This window comes from Azomonas agilis (genome assembly GCF_007830255.1).
Lineage (GTDB): Bacteria > Pseudomonadota > Gammaproteobacteria > Pseudomonadales > Pseudomonadaceae > Azomonas > Azomonas agilis.
The window spans coordinates 95,586-113,861 of sequence record NZ_VLKG01000001.1; the positions used below are offsets into that span (position 1 = coordinate 95,586).

At 54.0% G+C, this 18,276-nt stretch carries 16 protein-coding genes and 1 pseudogene; 9 read left to right on the top strand and 8 right to left on the bottom strand.

What is annotated here, in order from left to right; all coding sequences use genetic code 11:
* Window positions 1-31 precede the first annotated feature (31 nt).
* Complete coding sequence (locus LX59_RS00400; protein ID WP_144569871.1) at window positions 32-2,467, top strand: TonB-dependent siderophore receptor; 2,436 nt, start codon at window positions 32-34, stop codon at window positions 2,465-2,467.
* Between the two features lie 257 nt (window positions 2,468-2,724).
* Entirely contained in the window at window positions 2,725-3,402 is a 678-nt protein-coding gene (locus LX59_RS00405) for a thiopurine S-methyltransferase (RefSeq protein ID WP_144569872.1), read from the top strand.
* A 280-nt stretch (window positions 3,403-3,682) separates the two neighbouring features.
* On the opposite strand, the pseudogene LX59_RS00410 reads toward LX59_RS00405, so the two are convergent.
* From LX59_RS00410 to LX59_RS00420, 3 genes and pseudogenes are all read right to left on the bottom strand, one after another.
* Window positions 3,683-3,874, bottom strand: a pseudogene (locus LX59_RS00410) (sigma factor); the annotation flags it as partial.
* 99 nt (window positions 3,875-3,973) lie between these two features.
* Entirely contained in the window at window positions 3,974-4,951 is a 978-nt protein-coding gene (locus LX59_RS00415) for an alpha/beta hydrolase family protein (protein WP_246118641.1), read from the bottom strand.
* Between the two features lie 23 nt (window positions 4,952-4,974).
* Window positions 4,975-5,946, bottom strand: a complete 972-nt coding sequence (locus LX59_RS00420; RefSeq protein WP_144569874.1) for an SDR family oxidoreductase — start codon at window positions 5,944-5,946, stop codon at window positions 4,975-4,977.
* 108 nt (window positions 5,947-6,054) lie between these two features.
* On the opposite strand from LX59_RS00420, the gene LX59_RS00425 reads away from it, so the two are divergent.
* Entirely contained in the window at window positions 6,055-6,666 is a 612-nt protein-coding gene (locus LX59_RS00425) for a TetR/AcrR family transcriptional regulator (RefSeq protein WP_144569875.1), read from the top strand.
* A gap of 28 nt (window positions 6,667-6,694) precedes the next feature.
* Here the strand turns inward: LX59_RS00425 and LX59_RS00430 are convergent, their stop codons facing one another.
* From LX59_RS00430 to pgeF, 3 genes are all read right to left on the bottom strand, one after another.
* Window positions 6,695-7,333 carry a hypothetical protein gene (locus LX59_RS00430; protein ID WP_144569876.1) on the bottom strand — a complete coding sequence of 213 codons (639 nt, stop codon included), beginning with the start codon at window positions 7,331-7,333 and terminating at the stop codon, window positions 6,695-6,697.
* A gap of 162 nt (window positions 7,334-7,495) precedes the next feature.
* Window positions 7,496-10,060, bottom strand: a complete 2,565-nt coding sequence (clpB, locus tag LX59_RS00435; protein ID WP_144569877.1) for an ATP-dependent chaperone ClpB — start codon at window positions 10,058-10,060, stop codon at window positions 7,496-7,498.
* A gap of 127 nt (window positions 10,061-10,187) precedes the next feature.
* Window positions 10,188-10,952, bottom strand: a complete 765-nt coding sequence (pgeF, locus tag LX59_RS00440) for a peptidoglycan editing factor PgeF (protein WP_144570225.1) — start codon at window positions 10,950-10,952, stop codon at window positions 10,188-10,190.
* A gap of 147 nt (window positions 10,953-11,099) precedes the next feature.
* On the opposite strand from pgeF, the gene LX59_RS00445 reads away from it, so the two are divergent.
* Together LX59_RS00445 and LX59_RS00450 are read left to right on the top strand one after the other, a co-directional pair.
* The gene (locus LX59_RS00445; RefSeq protein WP_144569878.1) at window positions 11,100-11,372 is read left to right on the top strand and encodes a type II toxin-antitoxin system Phd/YefM family antitoxin; all 273 of its coding nucleotides are present in this window, start codon (window positions 11,100-11,102) and stop codon (window positions 11,370-11,372) included.
* A complete protein-coding gene (locus tag LX59_RS00450) occupies window positions 11,353-11,610 on the top strand; it encodes a Txe/YoeB family addiction module toxin (protein ID WP_144569879.1) in 258 nt (85 codons plus the stop codon). The genes LX59_RS00445 and LX59_RS00450 overlap by 20 nt, the downstream gene beginning before the upstream one ends.
* A 48-nt stretch (window positions 11,611-11,658) precedes the next feature.
* Here LX59_RS00450 and rluD read toward each other — a convergent pair whose 3' ends face one another.
* Window positions 11,659-12,624, bottom strand: a complete 966-nt coding sequence (gene rluD / locus LX59_RS00455) for a 23S rRNA pseudouridine(1911/1915/1917) synthase RluD (RefSeq protein WP_144569880.1) — start codon at window positions 12,622-12,624, stop codon at window positions 11,659-11,661.
* A 149-nt stretch (window positions 12,625-12,773) separates the two neighbouring features.
* Here rluD and LX59_RS00460 point away from each other — a divergent pair, with 149 nt between their 5' ends.
* The 4 genes from LX59_RS00460 to LX59_RS00475 are packed head-to-tail and all read left to right on the top strand — an operon-like array spanning window position 12,774 to window position 17,056.
* A complete protein-coding gene (locus LX59_RS00460; protein ID WP_144569881.1) occupies window positions 12,774-13,826 on the top strand; it encodes an outer membrane protein assembly factor BamD in 1,053 nt (350 codons plus the stop codon).
* A gap of 37 nt (window positions 13,827-13,863) precedes the next feature.
* Window positions 13,864-14,097, top strand: coding sequence for a PP0621 family protein (locus tag LX59_RS00465; RefSeq protein ID WP_144569882.1), 234 nt, complete (start codon window positions 13,864-13,866; stop codon window positions 14,095-14,097).
* Window positions 14,067-15,659 carry a sensor histidine kinase gene (locus LX59_RS00470; RefSeq protein ID WP_144570226.1) on the top strand — a complete coding sequence of 531 codons (1,593 nt, stop codon included), beginning with the start codon at window positions 14,067-14,069 and terminating at the stop codon, window positions 15,657-15,659. The genes LX59_RS00465 and LX59_RS00470 overlap by 31 nt, the downstream gene beginning before the upstream one ends.
* A 41-nt stretch (window positions 15,660-15,700) precedes the next feature.
* Window positions 15,701-17,056, top strand: a complete 1,356-nt coding sequence (locus tag LX59_RS00475; protein WP_144569883.1) for a sigma-54-dependent transcriptional regulator — start codon at window positions 15,701-15,703, stop codon at window positions 17,054-17,056.
* On the opposite strand, the gene arsJ is transcribed toward LX59_RS00475, so the two are convergent.
* On the bottom strand, window positions 17,053-18,273 hold the full coding sequence (arsJ, locus tag LX59_RS00480; RefSeq protein WP_144569884.1) for an organoarsenical effux MFS transporter ArsJ: 1,221 nt from the start codon (window positions 18,271-18,273) through the stop codon (window positions 17,053-17,055). The two genes, LX59_RS00475 and arsJ, sit on opposite strands and share 4 nt — an antisense overlap.
* Between the last annotated feature and the right edge of the window lie 3 nt (window positions 18,274-18,276).

Here is an 18,276-nt window from a genome sequence, read left to right on the forward strand (position 1 = left end):
CCAATCACTACCTACAGACTCAGGAGTCAGCATGTCCCCTCAGCCGAACCACCGCCATCACCTGATTCACATCACCCGCCGATGGTCACTGGAGCGCGCCATTCACCTCAGTCTACTGAGTACGGCCTTAACATCCTTCGATTCTGTGCTGTTCAACACGCCCGCTTGGGCACAAACCACGGCTTACGAATACGACTTCAATATTCCCTCAGGCTCGCTGGATTCTGCACTAGCACACTTCGCTAAAGTAACCGGCATCACCCTTTCCTTTAGCCCAGACAACGCCCGTAATCAGCAATCCCAAGGCTTACAAGGCCGCTACAGCCCTGACCAAGCCCTACAACGTCTGCTGGAATCCAGCAACCTTCGAGCAACCCCTCAAGCCAACGGCAGCTTTTCCCTGCACCCGATTAGTGATGGCAGCAGCAACGACAGCGATATGGAGCTATCGGCCATTGCCGTGGTGGAAGACCAAGAGCACAGCGGAAGTTATCGTGCGCCCCAAACGGCTATTGGAGACAAATTCAACACCCCTTTTTTAGACCAAACCCAAACCAGCTACAGCGTCACTCAACAGGTGCTGAACGATTTTGCGGTGGAAAACCTTGAGGAAACCATCAAATTCGTTCCCGGCATCACGGTGGGCAACAATTTTGGCGGTACTCAGGACTCCTTGGTTAAACGCGGTTTTGGCAGCGGTACGGATGGCGGGGTTTTGCGCGATGGCATCCGTACCAGCCGTGGACGCAACTTCAACAGCATCACCACCGAACGGGTCGAAGTGCTTAAAGGCCCTGCATCCCTGCTCTACGGCATGCAAGAGCCCGGTGGGGTGATTAACGTCATCACTAAAAAGCCCACCTACGAATGGCGCGCTACTCTGGGCGGCCAAATGATTGATGAGGGGGGCGGAAGTAGTTACATCGACGTATCCGGCCCACTGGGTGCAGGCTTTGCCTTTCGACTGATCGGCCAATACCGAGATGAGGATTATTGGCGTAACTTTGGAGTCAACCGTGACAAGGTAATCGCCCCCTCACTGGCCTTTGAGAACGACAAACTCTCGTTCAACCTGTCCTACGAATACTCCGACTACTCCACCGTACTGGATCGGGGAGCCTTTTTCTACAATGGCCGCCATGTCGGTAGTCGCTCTCGCCGGCTGGATGAACATTGGACACGCATCAACGGCCACCGCCAGTATGCCAGTACCACCTTGGAATACCGTTTTTCACCCACCTCGCGCCTACGTTTTAACTACGGTTGGAACGAGGACTCCTCAGCCGACTACCAAGCCGACCCCAACAGCTACAACCCAAGTACCGGAGACTTACGGCGGCGCTTTCGCAGTAACCCCAACTTTGAGAAAGACCGTTACTACGCCGCCTTAGATTGGCTCAATGAACTTAACCTGCTGGGGATGCGCCACGAATTAACTCTGGGTGCTGACCACGAACGCCACGATGAATCAACAGACGTATTTCTACAGGGCCCTAACCAGTGGGGCTTTTTCCCCGATTCACCGCAGTATGGAAATCTGCACCCCGTTGGCTCACCGAACTTAAGCAACAGTAATCAAAACTCAAGGGTACGAATGCTGTCCCTATACGCCAAAGACAACATCCATATCGGTGAACACTGGATTCTTTCTCTGGGTCTACGCCACCAAAGGTTTCGCCAGCGGGATGGCCAGGGTATTCCCTATCAAATCGGAACTAATGTAAACAAAAGCAAAAACCTGCCTTTTGCGGGAATCGTCTATAAAATCAACGATCAGTTTTCCCTCTACGCCAACTACAGCGAATCCTATAAACCCAATACCATCACGGCCGGACAACCTACTGAAGGAGGAAGCGAGCCTGAGGAAGGCCGTCAGTATGAGTTTGGTCTGCGTTACGACAACGGCTGGTTGTCGGGCTTGATTACTTGGTACGACATCTTCAAAGAAAATATTCAGGTGAATGAAAATGTTGGCGGCCAACTGGTTACTCGCACTGTGGGTGAAGCCCGTTCACGGGGTTGGGAAGCTAGCCTCAACGGGCAGCTAAACGAACACTGGAATCTGATCGCCAACTACGCCTACACCGATGCCGAAATATCCAAGGACATACCCGCCAACCGGAACAATGATATGGTCAACGTCGCCCGCAATGTGGCCGGTATGTTCCTCTCTTACGATGTTTCACAAAACCTAGTACCCGGCAAGCTACGGATCGGAGGGGGAGCCCGTTACGTGGGTAAACGCGAAGGGGACGTGGCCAACACTTTTGAGCTCTCCAGCTATACCACCTACGATGCCTTTGTGTCTTGGAGTATGCCGCACCTAATTGACAAAAATGCGCGCCTGCAACTGAACGTCGATAACCTAACGGATAAGCACTACTTCGTATCCAGTGGCGGTACGAACAACCGAGTCTCTTGGGGGCCTGAGCGCATCTTTAGCCTATCCGGTAGTGTGGATTTTTAAAGCAAAACCATCTTTAATCACTGGCCCCTTAGGGCAAGGGTTCGCTAATGGGGGCCTCAATATTGTCCATTTCCGCTGCATTCCCAGAATGACTCAACAGCTTTTCCAGTATTCATGCTTGAATGCTCCAGCACACTCAGCCTGTGCTGGATAGCGGCCCCTCGCTATCTTCCAATGGAGAAGCATTTGAGCTTACCTAATCCGCTGTATGCAACCCTATCGGCCATCCCTCACTGCTCTTCTTGGCGGGCGGCCTTATGACGGGCCGGGATGATCACCTTTGGCTACAACTCTGGCGCGAACAACGCAGTACCGAATTCCATCAGAGTGCCGTCAATCCACTGCTGGCGCGGTTTTGGCCCGACCTAAAATTAGCTCCCCAAAGCCGTATCTTTGTCCCACTGTGTGGCAAAAGCCTCGACCTAATCTGGCTGGCCGAACAAGGCCATGAGGTCATTGGCGTTGAACTCAGCCCCCTAGCAGTGCAAAGCTTCTTTGCCGAACAAGGTTGGCAGCCTGTCCAACGTCAGAGTGGAGCCTTTAGCCTCTGGCAGTACCAGAATATCAGCATTCTGTGCGGTGATTATTTTGCCCTAAATGCCAGTGACCTTGGTGCGGTAGATGTAGTTTACGACCGCGCGGCCCTCACTGCCCTGTCAGGAGCCGTCCGCCAACGCTACATTGAACACCTAAGACGCATCGTGCCCCAGTCGGCCAGCGTATTTTTGCTGACTATCGAAGATGCGGCCGAGGGTGATAGCCTGCAACAAGCCCTTGGCATAGATAAGGAGCTGGAATGCCTCTGTGCCCCACATTACCAAGTCGAACTGACCCATGTGGAAAGCCTACTCGAAACAAATACCGAAGCCCCTGAACAAGCGCCCTGTCGCGTGGAATACAAAGTGTATCGGCTAAGTGGGCGGCCCGCTCCATGACAAGCTGGCTTCGCCTTTAAACTCCAATCCCGTAGGGTGGCCTCCTATCTTAGAGGCTACCATACCCCTGCCAGCCCTAAACCAGTTGCATCCTCTCTGCTCTAAAGGACAGGGATTCCCTCTACAGGACGGCCATGCCCGACCGCAAGAATGTTCGTAGCCGCGTTAATGTCACACTCGTGCCTGACACCATAGGCACTGTCCATTCTCTTATTTCAAGCCCTGCGCTACCTTACAGCCTTAAACCAGGCAGTGCGCCGCAATTCGAGCAGGTTTGGGTAGTAGCCAGATAGGCACGCGGCTGATTCAGCTCCTCGGTATCAATGCGGGAAGCCAGTAGCTGACAGAAGGTTTCGGCGGCAGTGTCCTCGGCATCGGCTCGGTTATGCAGTTGCCGCTGCACATGCTGTAACAGCCAAGGGTGATGGCTGCTAAAAAAAGAGCCTAACTTGCTGCTCGTTGAGCGGGACACGGGAGCCTCTCCCACAGATGAAAAACGTTCTCATCTTAAAGATTGGCAATGCTTTCAGCAATCGCTACCCAAAGAACTCCCTTCAGCGGCATAGGTTACTTAGCTTAATTGTGGGCCGGAGATCATCTGAGCCTGCGCCAAAATGGGATACCAATCATTTTCCCAGCGCACAAAAGCCGCGTTATCGCCCTCAAAAACCGCATCAAAAAACGCTACAGCCAGCTCTGCGGTGGCGACCTTCACCTTGGCATTGAGTGAAAATCCGCCGGTAAAGCTACGATCGGTGAACATGCTGTGGGAGCCGCCATGAAATACGGCCAGCATCTTGGGCGCATGAACCAGTGCATCAAAAATCGCCAGTCGATCCTCCAGCCCTGAGCGGTAGCCCGGAATCTCGATCACATCATCGGTGGCTGTCACATGGATGGTGGGGACGGATACCTTGCTCAGTATCGCGGCCAGATTGGACTCCCCGTAAAAAGGCGGGGCCGAGATAATCACCGCCGCCGAGAAGCGCGAATCCAAACAGTCAATCGTCTGGCCGTTCCTCACCACCTGCGCGCCAATGCTGAGCAGTGTGGTATTTGCGCCATAGGAATGACCGGCCATGATCAGGCGTTGAGGATTCACCGCAGCACCAAAGCGATTGGATTCGTCTGTGAGCAATTGATCGAGGGCAAAATGCACGTCAGCGGCGCGGGCGATGGCTTCTTTCTCCTGAGCGGCGGCCTGCAAACGGCCAACCACCCCGAAGGGATTGCCCCGCCACAGTGCTGAGTCACTGCCCACATGCTGAACATGCAAACTAGCGATGCCATTGGATGACCAGTGTTTTCCGAGATAACTATAACCTTGCCGCGAACCGCCAATGCCGTGCGAGAACACCACCAAGGGCACGGGCCTATCAGGGGATGCCACTACCGGCCAATACAGGCGCGCAGGCACCGAGCGATCGCGTGTTTGGTCGATCCAATCAAAATCGGTAATCGAATACGGAACTGTGGGTTGTGCCTGTATAGGGCAAGAGGCGGCCAAAGCCGTCAGCAGCAGTGCCGTATTCACCTGCCGACGAGTCATACCCACCCGCATACTTGACGGCCTCATGCGTGCAAAGACCGGACGACAGGGAACAACACTTTAGGCTCTTGGCTTCCATCGCTGGGGAAGCTTAAGCCGGTAAGCCGTTCTGACTCAGTCCATAGCCGTGTGGAGCCGTTTATATCCAGCGCCTGCGCGGGAATCTTAGCAACAGCAGGATAGCCTCTGATTTCGCCAAACTTATCCGGGCCGTAATAAGCACCGCCTTGGGCCTGTGGCGCAGTCGCGGCAAACAGCGTTGGCAACGCCCCCTGAGCGGCGGGCTGGAACAAGAACCACAGAAAACGCCGCGCCATCCCCGGAGCACTCCATGCACCCGCGCCATTGGGCAGTAAATCAGTGCGCGAAATACCGGGATGAGCGGCAATGCTTTGAATACCCCAACCCGCTGCATCACTACGGCGTTGCAATTCGAGGGCGAACATCAGGCAGGCTAACTTTGACTGGCCATAAACCGACATCGGCTGGTAGCTGCGCCGCGCGTGCAAATCCTCAAAGTTGATGCTGCCGTTTCGCGCTGCAATGCTGGACAACGTGACCACTCGCGCTTGCTTGCCTTTGCATAACAGCGGCAACAGTTGGGCGGTCAAAGCAAAGTGGCCGAGGTAATTCGTCCCCCATTGCAGCTCGAATCCATCAGAGGTTTCCTGCCGCTTGGGTGGGGTCATCACGGCAGCGTTGTTGATCAGCAGGTCGAGGCTATCGCACGAACTGCCTAGGCTCTCAGCGAATGCTTTGATGGAGCTGAGGCTGGCCAGATCCAAGACCTCAAAAACCACCTTCGCGCTCGGGACACTTTGGCGAATCTGCTGGACAGCGGCGGCTCCCTTTAGTGGATTGCGCCCGGCGATGATGACCTTTGCACCCGCGCGGGCCAGCGCCAGCGCATCTTGAAACCCTAAGCCGCCCGTTCCAGTGACCACAGCGGTGCGGCCCTGTTGTGAGGGAATATCGGAAGTGGTCCAGTCAACCATGGTCGATCCTTGTCTGACGAGGAGTGGAAGGGTAAACTTGGCACATCAATAAATGCACTTAGTGCAAATAATATTGCACTAAGTGCATTTATAAAACAAGCCATCGACATGTCAGAAATTTCCCCGCCCACCAATACAGCTCCCGTAAAGGGTTTACGGGAACGCAAACGCCGCGAAACCAGTCAGCGGATTGCCGAAACCGCGCTGCAGCTATTCCTAACCCATGGCTATAACAGCACCACGCTGGATGCGGTTGCAGAAGCCGCCGGTATTTCGCGCCGCACCTTCTTCTCCTACTTCAAGTCGAAGGAGGACATCATCCTGTTTGGGCTGGAAGCAGATATGGCCGAGCTGATTGCCGATCTGCTGAAGACATCGCCCGACATACCGCCACTGGATGTGGTGCGCGATGTGATGGTGCAGCGCATTGCACGCCACACCACAGAACAGATGACTGCCATCGACAACCTGATGCTATCCAGTGAATCGCTACTGGCGCGCAAACAAGGGTTTTATCTGAAGCAGGAACAGGCGATTTTCAGTGCGCTGTGTGAGGTGTGGCGACAACCCGAGCGCCGAACGGCGCTGCGGATGGTAGCTATGGTATCCATCGGTGCGATGAGGGTCGCTATTCAGGCATGGAGGGAACAGACTGGCCCGCGAAAACCGGCTGCCCAATTCCTCAAGGAAGCTTTCGACAGCCTGCGTACAGAGCTGTGATTGCGCTTTGCTGAACAACCCAAAGCCTTTAGTGGCTTGGCCCCGCTTTAAAGCTCAGGCTCACGGTATGCAGCACGTCTTTATACACCTTGCCGTCGATGGTGGTGGAACCATTGAGCTTGGCGCTCAAATCCAACACATAGGTGGCTGGAAACGGCGTGCTTAGGGTGACGTTACCATTGGCATCTGGGCGTAATACACGGTTCCAACCCTGCTCCGAGGTGGTCAGCATGGCCTGTGGAATGGCCACTTTCTGTCCCTTCCAAATCAACTGGAAGGTATTGCCATTGGGCGTGGTGGGAACTAACTCTAAATCGTTAGCAGGCTTAATGTCATTGCGCCCTTCTTTGGCTTGGAAGAGTACTAAGGTGCCTTCTGGAGTTACGCGGTGCCCAACCACACGCACATCACCGGAACGGCTGGTAGTGACCTTCATCGCCTTGCCGTCTGCCTGCACGGGCAGATTTTTAGTATCACCCTGTGAGGCTTGCAGCCCTGATACTTCAGTCATCGGCAACTGTTTACCGTCCAAAGTACCGTACTTGACTTGAACCCCACCGGCGACTGGCTCCATCCATAGATAATCAGCAGCGGAAGTGGACAAAGAGACCACTAATACACTCAGGGTTGCCATCCATTGCAAACTACGTTTAACAGCAATACACATGATTCCTATCTCATAATGATAAATCCTATTAATTAAAATACCCCCTATGCTCAGGCACTGAAAAGCCTATTTTTACCGGGCTTTTTATTTAGGCTCCTATATAAGCTTTATGCAGCCATAAAAAAGCCCAGCACTTAGGCTGGGCTTTTTTTGAGTTTGGGATCAGGCAAACAGGATTTCGTCGCCCTCTACCTTGGCGTGGATGGTCGTACCCGGCTCGAATTTCCCGGCCAGAATCTGTTGCGCCAAGGGGTTTTCGATCCAGCGTTGGATGGCACGTTTTAGCGGCCGCGCACCGTATACCGGGTCGTACCCTACAGCCACCAGCTTGTCTAAAGCCTCTGGAGTCAGGTCTAAACTCAGCTCGCGCTCGGCCAAGCGTTGACGCAGACGACTGAGCTGGATATTGGCAATGCCGTTGATCTGGTCTTTACCGAGCGGGTCGAACACCACCACCTCGTCAATCCGGTTAATAAACTCAGGCCGGAAGTGCACACTCACTGCGTCCATCACCGCCGCCCGCTGTGCTTCGCGGTCGCCCACCAACTCCTGAATCTGCGCTGAACCCAAGTTGGAAGTCATGACAATCACGGTATTGCGGAAATCCACGGTGCGGCCATGACTGTCGGTGAGGCGGCCATCTTCCAGCACTTGCAGCAGGATGTTGAACACATCAGGGTGGGCTTTTTCCACCTCATCCAACAGCACCACCGCGTAGGGCTTACGGCGCACGGCTTCGGTTAAATAACCGCCTTCTTCATAACCCACGTAGCCCGGAGGGGCTCCGATCAAACGGGCTACCGAGTGTTTTTCCATAAACTCGGACATATCAATGCGGATCATGGCCTCTTCGGTGTCGAACAGGAACTCAGCCAGCGCTTTACACAGCTCGGTTTTACCCACCCCGGTTGGGCCAAGGAACAGGAAGGAGCCGCTGGGACGGTTCGGATCAGCCAGCCCCGCACGAGAACGACGCACCGCGTTAGCCACTGCCGTTACGGCCTCATGCTGACCAATCACCCGCTTGTGCAGGTCATCTTCCATACGCAGCAGTTTTTCCCGCTCGCCTTCCATCATTTTGGAGACGGGGATGCCCGTCCACTTGGACACGACTTCGGCGATCTCTTCCTCCGTGACCTTGTTACGCAACAGTTGATTTTCGGCCTTACCGTGCTGATCCACCATTTGCAGGCTGCGTTCTAAGTCGGGCAATACGCCGTATTGCAGCTCCGCCATACGGTTTAAATCACCTTTACGGCGTGCCAGCTCCAGCTCGGTTTTAGCCTGTTCGATTTTTTGCTGGATTTGCGCCGAACCCTGCACCTCGGCTTTTTCCGATTTCCAGATTTCCTCTAAATCGGCGTATTCCTTCTCCAGCTTGGCGATGTCTTCTTCCAGTTTCAGCAGACGTTTTTTGGTAGCCTCGTCGTCCTCTTTACTCAGGGCTTGGCGTTCTACCTTGAGTTGAATCAGGCGACGGTCTAAGCGATCCAACTCTTCCGGCTTGGAGTCGATTTCCATACGGATACGGCTGGCGGCTTCGTCGATCAAGTCAATGGCCTTATCCGGTAACTGACGGTCGGTGATGTAGCGATGGGATAACTTAGCCGCCGCAATAATGGCGCTGTCGGTGATGCCCACTTTATGGTGAACTTCATAACGCTCTTTCAGGCCGCGCAAAATGGCGATGGTATCTTCTTCGCTCGGCTCATCCACCAGCACTTTTTGGAACCGACGCTCTAAGGCCGCATCCTTTTCAATGTATTGGCGGTATTCGTCCAGCGTGGTTGCGCCGACGCAATGCAGTTCACCGCGCGCCAAGGCGGGTTTGAGCATATTGCCCGCGTCCATAGCGCCCTCGCCTTTACCAGCACCCACCATAGTGTGCAGTTCGTCGATAAACAGGATGATGCGGCCTTCCTGCTTTGACAGTTCATTGAGCACAGATTTTAGGCGTTCCTCAAACTCACCCCGGTATTTAGCACCCGCGATTAAAGCGCCCATATCCAAGGCCAGCAGGCGCTTGTCTTTCAGGCCGTCCGGCACTTCGCCGTTGACGATACGCTGGGCCAAGCCCTCGACAATGGCGGTTTTACCCACACCGGGCTCACCGATTAAAACGGGGTTGTTTTTGGTACGGCGTTGCAGCACTTGGATGGTACGGCGGATTTCGTCGTCACGGCCAATCACCGGATCAAGCTTGCCTTCTTCGGCGCGCTTGGTCATGTCGGTGGTGAATTTATCCAAGGCTTGGCGCGACTCCTCCGCGTTAGCATCTTTGACTGACTCACCGCCGCGCAGGTTGTTGATGGCATTTTCCAGCGCTTTTTTGGATACGCCCTGCGCCAAGAGTAATTTGCCCAGCTTGGTGCTGTCGTCCAACGCCGCTAACAACACCAGCTCACTGGAGATAAATTGGTCGCCCTTTTGCTGCGCCAGACGATCGGCTTGGTTGAGCAGACGACCCAATTCTGGCGAAGCACTCATGTCGCCGGTGGGATTTTGCAGGCGCGGCAGGTTATTCAGCTCACGGCCTAGGACATCACGCAGGCTAGCTACATCAAAGCCCACTTGCATGAGCAAAGGTTTGATGGAGCCGCCCTGCTGCTCCAATAACGCCTGCATCAAGTGCAAAGGCTCAATCGCTGAATGATCCAAACCAATCGCAATGGATTGGGCATCAGATAATGCCAATTGCAACTTGCTGGTTAAACGGTCAATACGCATAGGTTCACCCTGTCCATAAGTAAGAGCAGGCTGATGTCTTAATGCAACTCACCGACTAAAGCCTGCGGGATTGATCCATAGATAGGGATAATTGAAGGATATTCAAGCGCTCTTTGCCTGACAAAAATCAAGATATCTGCATATTGGGCTCAACCAGCCAGATAAGAGAAGCAAAACGCCCCGTGTTAGCCTGACGACGGTAGGAATAAAAGCGCGCCTCTTGATAGGTACAAAAACCCCCGCCATACACAGCGGTAATCCCTAAAGTGGCTAAACGAATCCGCGCCAGTTGGTATAAGTCCGCCAAGTAACGTCCTGCATTAGGACTGGGCTTAAAGGCTTCCTCAGCTTGTGCATGGGCGGACACAAAAGCCTCCCGTACTTCCGGCCCCACTTCAAATACTTCAGGGCCAATGGCGGGGCCAAGCCAGACTAACAGCTCCTGTGGCGCAACCGCTAAAGCCTGCACCGTACGCTCCAAAACTCCGGCGGCGAGTCCACGCCAACCCGCATGGGCTGCTGCGACCTTAGATCCGGCGCGATCACACAACAGCACGGGCAGGCAATCAGCGGTTAGAACACTACAGGCTTGATGGGGCTGATCCGTCCAGCAGGCATCGGCGGTTAATACGTGAGTGGGATCGGCTTTGACCACATCAGTAGAGTGCACTTGGCTTAACCAAGCTGGCGTACATCCTAGGGTTTCAGCCAAGAAGTCACGGTTCTGGGCCACAGCCTGTGGATCATCGCCTACATGATCACCCAAGTTAAAACCCTCAAAGGGTGATTGGCTGACGCCTCCGGCACGAGTAGTGATACAGGCTCGAACTTGAGCAGGGGCTGGCCAATCGGGAATCAGCCAATCGGTGGGCCAAGGAATATGGGTAGTCATGGGAATAGGTAAAGGTCTGAGGGTATGGAACATTGGATTTTGGTGGATCAGCCAAGCCTTATCCATCGGTCAATAGCCTCAACAACTTGCCCCCTTGATGCGCTCACCTCATATTCGTACGGAATTACCGTACAAAAGGTGGTAATCATGGATAGCGTCAGCGTTAATCAATTTCGAAACAATCTAAAAAACTTTGTAGAGCAGATGGTAAATAACCACACACCTCTAAAAGTCACCCGCCGCGCTGGAGAGGCTTTTGTCGTTATCAATGCCGACGATTGGGAGCGCGAGCAAGAAACCCTTTATATTTTGCAAAATCAAAACTTGATGCAGCAAATTGCGGTTTCATTAGCAACCCACACCCAGCAAACAGGCTACACCCCAAATGCTAGGGAATTAGATGAGATCACTGGTATTTGAAGGGAACACTTGGGCCGCTTACGAGGCAATACGGGAAAAAGATAAGGTGCTGCACAAGGCGCTGTGTAAGCTCCTCAAGGAGATGTTGCGGGCCGATCCCGCTACAGGTCTGGGTAAACCGGAACCCCTAAAACACAATCTTGCAGGATTATGGTCACGGCGTATCTCCCAAAAAGATCGCTTAATCTATCGTTTTGATGAAAGAGCTATTTATAGCTTTGCCATCGGTGGGCATTAGGATCAGGGTGGATGAGCAAACAAAGCCTCATCCACTCTGGCCCTCTCACTACCCCACAAAAGCCCCGCGATCCTGCTGCAATAGCGTCAACAACCACACAAAGTCATCCGGTAGGTCGCAAATCCACTTCATACGCTGCCCGGTGGTGGGATGCTCCAATTCTAAAAAGCGCGCATGTAAGGCTTGGCGGGGAAACTCTTTTAGGGCCTCTACCAGAGTGGGACTGGCCGCGGGCGGAATTTTAAAACGACCACCGTATTGAGGATCACCTACCAAGGGGAAACCAATATGGGTCATATGCACCCGAATCTGGTGGGTACGGCCCGTTTCCAATTTCACCCGCACATGGGTATGGGCGCGAAAACGCTCTAATACACGGTAATGACTGACGGCAGGCTTACCGCTCTCCGCAATGGCCATGCGTTGCCGCTGTACACCGTGCCGACCAATGGGTGCATCCACGGTGCCGCCGGAAGTCACCACCCCCACCACAATGGCCTCATAAACCCGGCTGACGGTGCGGGCTTGAAGCTGCTCGACCAAACGGGTTTGTGCTTGTAGGGTTTTGGCTACCACCATCAGGCCGGTGGTGTCTTTATCCAAGCGGTGCACAATACCCGCACGCGGCACATTAATCAGATCCGGAGCATGGTGCAGTAGGGCATTGAGCAAGGTGCCATCGGCATGGCCTGCAGCAGGATGTACCACTAATCCCGCCGGTTTATTGAGCACTAAAATGTGCTCGTCTTCATACTGAATATCCAGCTCTATATCTTCGGCTTGCCACTCGCCTTGGGCCTCTTGCTCGGCTTGCAAGGCCAAAACCGATCCGGCATGAACGGGGTCACGAGGGCGCAAAGTTTGACCATCAACGGTCAGCGCGCCTTCTTTAATCCAAGCGGCAAGCCGGGAGCGCGAATATTCGGGAAAAAGCTGCGCCGCAATTTGATCGAGGCGCTGGCCCCCCAAATCAAAGGGTACTTCGGCGTGGTGTTGGATAGCCTGCTTGGACATAGGAATTTTGAATATCAACTGGAGGGAGCAGGTACTTTGGTACTGCTTAGGGGCTTGTGTTTAAATAGGAGATTCTATCCTAATCGGGCCTGTTCGTCATAACGACCGCCTAGGGCATGTCCCTTGCCGTCATCGGAACGCACGCTACCATGCCAGTGAAACATCTGTTGCTGATCGTCTTGCTTGTGCTCTCTGCCGGATGCGCAGAGCTCAAGTCTTTAATCCCCTCCTTTTTACGAGGCGGAGAATCACGCGAAGTCATTGACGAAAACCTCACCGAGGCTGAGCTGTACAAGCTGGCGCAGAATGATCTGAATGTAGAAAACTACACCAGTGCTGTCGCTAAACTAAAGGCGCTGGAATCTCGTTATCCCTTCGGTCGTTATGCCGAACAATCCCAGTTAGAGCTGATCTACGCCTACCACAAGAATGCAGAGCCTGAAGCGGCCCGTGCAGCGGCAGATCGCTTTATCCGGTTGCATCCTCAGCATGCTAATGTGGATTACGCCTACTATCTGCGCGGCCTTAGCTCCTTTGAGCAGGATCGCGGCTTAATGACCCGGTTTTTGCCCCTCGACTTAACCAAGCGCGATCCGGGAGCCGCTCGGGATTCTTTTAACGACTTCTCACAGTTGACTTCTCGTTTTCCACAAAGCCGCTACGCTCCCGATGCTAAAGCACGCATGGTTTACCTGCGTAACCTGCTGGCGGCGGGGGAAATCCATGTGGGCTATTACTACCTGCGCCGCAAGGCTTATGTAGCCGCCGCTAACCGAGGCCGCTATGTGGTAGAAACCATGCAGGGCTCCCCTACTGTAGGCGATGGCTTGGCGCTGATGATTGAGTCTTACCAAAACATGGGTTTGGATGATCTGGCCGATACCAGCTTGCACATGTTGAAAACTAACTATCCAGACCACCCTACCCTGAACGGAGGCCGTTTTACGCCAGTTGAAGGACTGCCTAAATATCCTTGGATCGCCCAAAAAGCCTTGGCCTTCATTGAGGATAACAGCACAGCTCCGCCACCACCGCAAAACAGCGCCAGCCGCGATTTAGACCGCCAATACCAAACAGCCGAGCAAGAAATTTCAGAAGACCTGTTAGCGCCTTGGCAACGAGAACAACGCCAACAAGCTGCTGCCAAGGAAGAAGAGGAACGCTCATGGTGGAGTCGGCTGACCTTTGGCCTGTTTGATTGAGCTCAGTGGCATCACCTATGAAGGGAGCCTCTAACGGATGGGACTGTTTCGTATGCTGTTTTGGATTTTATTGATCCTAGGAGCTCTGTGGATTTGGCAGCGTCTACGCTTAGCTCGTCAAGCCAAGCACCGCGCCAATCCAGAACTTAAACCTATGGTGCGTTGTGCCCATTGCCGCCTACATCTCCCTAAAGATCAGGCGTTACAGGTCGGAGGGAACTGGTATTGCTCTCAGGAACATTGGGCTCAGCATCAAAAAAATCACCATTAACCCCCAAGGTATTAACCCAAGCCCAGACGCGCCAGGTATTACGTCTTTATCACGTCTACCGTCTGGCAATTGGGCTGGTTTTGCTGCTGTTAACCCACAGCGACCTGTTAGCCTTGGCGAACTTCACCGCGCTGCAATACAGCCTTTGGGTGTATCTGGGGCTGAATCTGATTTTAGCCCTGAGCTTTAATCGCACAGAACCCTCTTGGTTACTGGGATTAGCGCTGCTGGATATTCTGCTACTGCTAAGTCTATTTTACTGGGCGGGTGGCACCAGCAGTGGGATTGGTAGCTTAGTAGTGGTATCGGTAGCTATCGTGAATATTCTGCTGCACGGGCAATTAGGTTTTTTTTTAGCGGCCATCGCGTCACTAGGGCTGATCTACCTAACCTTCTACCTCAGCCTAAGCCACAGCGCCGCGAACAATCAATTGGTACAGGCCGGAACCCTAGGCGCACTATGCTTCGCCGCCGCCCTATTAGTGCAGGGTTTAAGTCGGCGCTGGCAACACAGTGAAGAGTTAGCCCGCCGCCGCGCTAAAGACGTTGCACATCTGGAAACCCTCAACGCCCTCATTTTGCAGCGCATTCACTTGGGAATCTTAGTGGTTGATGCTCAGTATCAAGTGGTACTCACCAACCAACGAGCCCTGCATTTATTGGGACTGGAAACCCTCTCTGGCCATCTATTGACCCAATACAGCGCTCCGCTGTTTTTGCGCCTGCAACAGTGGCAACACAACCCTAGCCGTTGGCCTGAAAGTATTTCTACGCCCAAGGCACGCTTGCAGCCGGGGTTTACCGCCTTACAGGACGATCAGCGGCAAACCCTGATTTTTTTAGAAGACCTATCCCCCATCGCCCAACAAGCCCAGCAACTCAAACTGGCCTCTTTAGGACGATTGACCGCCAGCATTGCCCATGAAATTCGCAATCCCCTGGGGGCCATCAGCCATGCCGCTCAATTACTGCTGGAGTCTGAGCAATTGCCTGAGGCCGATCTGCGGCTGGCACAGATTATTTACGCTCAAACCCAGCGGGTAAATCAGATCATTGAAAACGTGCTCTATGTATCGCGCCGCCGCCCCGCTAATCCTCAGCATCTGGTGCTCAACCCGTGGCTTGGTCAGTGTGTAGACGAGTTACGCACCCATCTAACGCCAGAACAACAGATCCATCTGGACATGGCCAAGCAGCCACTCTCAACCCATATCGACCCCAGCCAACTGGCGCAGGTACTGACCAACCTAGTTCAGAATGGATTACGCTATAGCAAGCGCCAGCATTCTAAGGCTCAAGTTTGGCTTAGGCTCTATGCCGATGCGCGCTCAGGATTGGCGGTACTGGAGGTATTAGACGATGGGCCGGGTATCGCATCAACGCACGTCCAGCATATCTTTGAACCCTTTTTCACCACCGACCATCAAGGGACAGGGCTGGGACTTTATTTATGCCGGGAACTGTGCGACAGCAACCAAGCTCGTATTGACTACCATCCTCGCCTAGAGGGTGGAAGCTGTTTTCGGATTACCTTCGCTCACCCCAATCGGCTCCCGCTGTAATATTTGAGCAATACAGGATGCACCCTAGGACTGGAATGCCTATGACCAGCTATCGAAATGTGTTGATTGTGGACGATGAGCCTCCCATTCGGGAGCTGTTGGAAATCACGCTCAGCCGCATGCAGTTAAAGGCTTACAGTACGGGCAGCCTTCAGGAAGCACGCGCACAACTGATGCAGCATCATTTTGACCTGTGCCTAACCGACATGCGCCTACCCGACGGCAATGGCCTTGAGTTAGTGCAGTACATCCAACAGCAGCATCCGCACATGCCCGTAGCCATGATTACCGCCTACGGTAGCGTAGAAACGGCCATTACTGCCTTAAAAGCGGGAGCCTTTGATTTTCTGACCAAACCTGTGGACATCAAACGCCTACGCGAGTTGATTAACAATGCCCTGCGCTTAAAGCATAAAGTGCCCCCCAGCCTTCCCAACGAACAGACAGAACACACCCAGTTATTGGGCCAAGCACCGGCCATGCAGGCTTTAAGGCAACAGATCTTGAAACTGGCCCGCAGTCAGGCTCCGGTTTATATCAGCGGTGAGTCCGGTACGGGCAAAGAGCTGGCGGCCCGTTTAATCCACGAGCAAGGCCCCCGTGCTCAAGCTGCTTTTGTTCCTGTCAACTGTGGCGCTATCCCCAGCGAATTGATGGAGCGTGAATTCTTCGGCCACCGCAAAGGCAGCTTTACCGGAGCCACCGAAGACAAACCTGGCCTATTTCAAGCCGCCCAAGGCGGGACGCTGTTTTTAGATGAGGTGGCCGACCTGCCCCTTGCCATGCAAGTAAAGCTACTGCGGGCGATTCAGGAAAAAGCCATACGCCCCTTAGGGAGCCAAGAAGAACAGGCTGTGGATGTACGCATTTTGTGCGCCACTCATAAAGATTTAGCGGCTGAAGTACAGGCCGGTCGTTTCCGCCAAGACCTGTATTATCGACTCAACGTCATTGAGCTGAGTATTCCTCCCTTACGAGAGCGGCGTGAGGACATTCCCCTATTAGCGGAACATATCTTAAGGCGACTGGCCCAAAGCAGCGGACAACCTCAAGCCAATCTACAACCTCAAGCGATGCAACAGCTTTTGCTCTACCCGTTTCCCGGAAATGTACGCGAACTGGAGAATATACTGGAGCGCGCCTATACCCTCTGCGACCATCAGTGCATCCGGCCAGAAGATTTACAGCCCACTGAGCCCAACACACCCTCCTATAGCAAAGAACAGCCGATCAGCACACAGGTGCATAATCTAGAGGAGCATCTGGAGGCCGTTGAACGCAATCTGATCATGCAAGCACTTGAGGAAACGCGCTGGAACCGCACGGCGGCGGCTCAGCGCTTGGGACTTTCCTTTCGCTCCATGCGCTACCGGCTGAAAAAACTGGGGCTGGATTAGGCTTCAGCCGCTCCAGCCTGCCGAGGTAAGCCCATGGAAATCAGCGCTGCTACGAGCACAAAGAGGCTGGACAACCACAGGCAGGCACTCAGCCCCCAAAGCTGAAAGACTCCGCCAGAAAGCAGGGTGCCCAACAAACGCCCCGCCGCATTGGACATGTAGTAAAAGCCCACATCCAAAGACACGCCATCTGCCTTAGCATAGGAAACGATCAGGTAGCTGTGCAGAGAGGAGTTAACCGCGAACACCACTCCAAACACCAGCAACCCACCGACCAACACCGATTGCACCCAAGGCGTGGCCTCCAAGCCCAGCGCAATAGCGGCTGGAATGCCCGTCAAGGCCAAAGCCCACAGCAAGGCGGCGCGCCCGTCTGGCACACGGCCTTGGCGTTTACCGGTCAACCAAGGAGCTAGGGTCTGCACTCCGCCGTAACCGATCACCCAAAAAGCCAAAAAGCCGCCCACCTGCCAAAAATCCCAGCCCAGTTGGGTCGCTAAATACACCGGTAAGGCCACCACAAACCAGACATCCCGCGCCGCAAACAAAAACAAACGCGCCGCCGACAAGCGATTAATGGCCGGACTTTTGGACAACAACTCGCGAAACTTCGGCTTTTGCTTGGCCTTGCCCATATCCTGCTGCAAGGCTTTGAGGCTCAGCAGCCAGACCAGCATCAAGGCCGCTGCCAAAGTCAGTACCGCCGCACTGAAGCCTAGGGCCGCTAAAAGCGCGCCACCGAGGAAAAATCCCACGCCCTTCAGCGCGTTCTTGGAGCCGGTTAGCAGAGCAACCCAGTGATAGAGACGGCCTTGTTGTCCTTCCGGCAACAGGCTCTTAATGGCGCTTTTGGCGCTCATCTTATTCAAGTCTTTAGCAATACCGGACAGCGCCTGCGCCGCCATCACCCAAGGTACCGTCAGCCAAGCGGCTGGCAGGGTCAGCATCAGCAAGGCCAACACCTGTAGGCCGAGGCCAAGGTTCATGGTGCGGTTGAGGCCCAAACGCGCGCCCAGCCAGCCCCCGACTAAGTTGGTCACTACGCCAAAGAACTCATAGAACAAAAACAGCGCGGCAATTTCCAACGGCTGATAGCCCAACTGATGGAAGTACAGCACCACCAGCATGCGTAAAGCGCCGTCGGTGAGGGTAAAAGTCCAGTAATTGGCGGTAATCAGCGCGTATTGGCGCACAGCGGGAGACAAGGCCTGTTGCATGAT

Excerpts from the sequence above, each read along its gene's own strand:
- LX59_RS00400 (WP_144569871.1), top strand. The coding sequence starts at position 32 with ATGTCCCCTCAGCCGAACCACCGCCATCACCTGATTCACATCACCCGC.
- LX59_RS00405 (WP_144569872.1), top strand. The coding sequence starts at position 2,725 with ATGACGGGCCGGGATGATCACCTTTGGCTACAACTCTGGCGCGAACAA.
- LX59_RS00415 (WP_246118641.1), bottom strand. The coding sequence starts at position 4,951 with ATGACTCGTCGGCAGGTGAATACGGCACTGCTGCTGACGGCTTTGGCC.
- LX59_RS00420 (WP_144569874.1), bottom strand. The coding sequence starts at position 5,946 with ATGGTTGACTGGACCACTTCCGATATTCCCTCACAACAGGGCCGCACC.
- LX59_RS00425 (WP_144569875.1), top strand. The coding sequence starts at position 6,055 with ATGTCAGAAATTTCCCCGCCCACCAATACAGCTCCCGTAAAGGGTTTA.
- LX59_RS00430 (WP_144569876.1), bottom strand. The coding sequence starts at position 7,333 with ATGTGTATTGCTGTTAAACGTAGTTTGCAATGGATGGCAACCCTGAGT.
- clpB (WP_144569877.1), bottom strand. The coding sequence starts at position 10,060 with ATGCGTATTGACCGTTTAACCAGCAAGTTGCAATTGGCATTATCTGAT.
- pgeF (WP_144570225.1), bottom strand. The coding sequence starts at position 10,952 with ATGACTACCCATATTCCTTGGCCCACCGATTGGCTGATTCCCGATTGG.
- LX59_RS00445 (WP_144569878.1), top strand. The coding sequence starts at position 11,100 with ATGGATAGCGTCAGCGTTAATCAATTTCGAAACAATCTAAAAAACTTT.
- LX59_RS00450 (WP_144569879.1), top strand. The coding sequence starts at position 11,353 with ATGAGATCACTGGTATTTGAAGGGAACACTTGGGCCGCTTACGAGGCA.
- rluD (WP_144569880.1), bottom strand. The coding sequence starts at position 12,624 with ATGTCCAAGCAGGCTATCCAACACCACGCCGAAGTACCCTTTGATTTG.
- LX59_RS00460 (WP_144569881.1), top strand. The coding sequence starts at position 12,774 with ATGCCAGTGAAACATCTGTTGCTGATCGTCTTGCTTGTGCTCTCTGCC.
- LX59_RS00465 (WP_144569882.1), top strand. The coding sequence starts at position 13,864 with ATGGGACTGTTTCGTATGCTGTTTTGGATTTTATTGATCCTAGGAGCT.
- LX59_RS00475 (WP_144569883.1), top strand. The coding sequence starts at position 15,701 with ATGACCAGCTATCGAAATGTGTTGATTGTGGACGATGAGCCTCCCATT.
- arsJ (WP_144569884.1), bottom strand. The coding sequence starts at position 18,273 with ATGCAACAGGCCTTGTCTCCCGCTGTGCGCCAATACGCGCTGATTACC.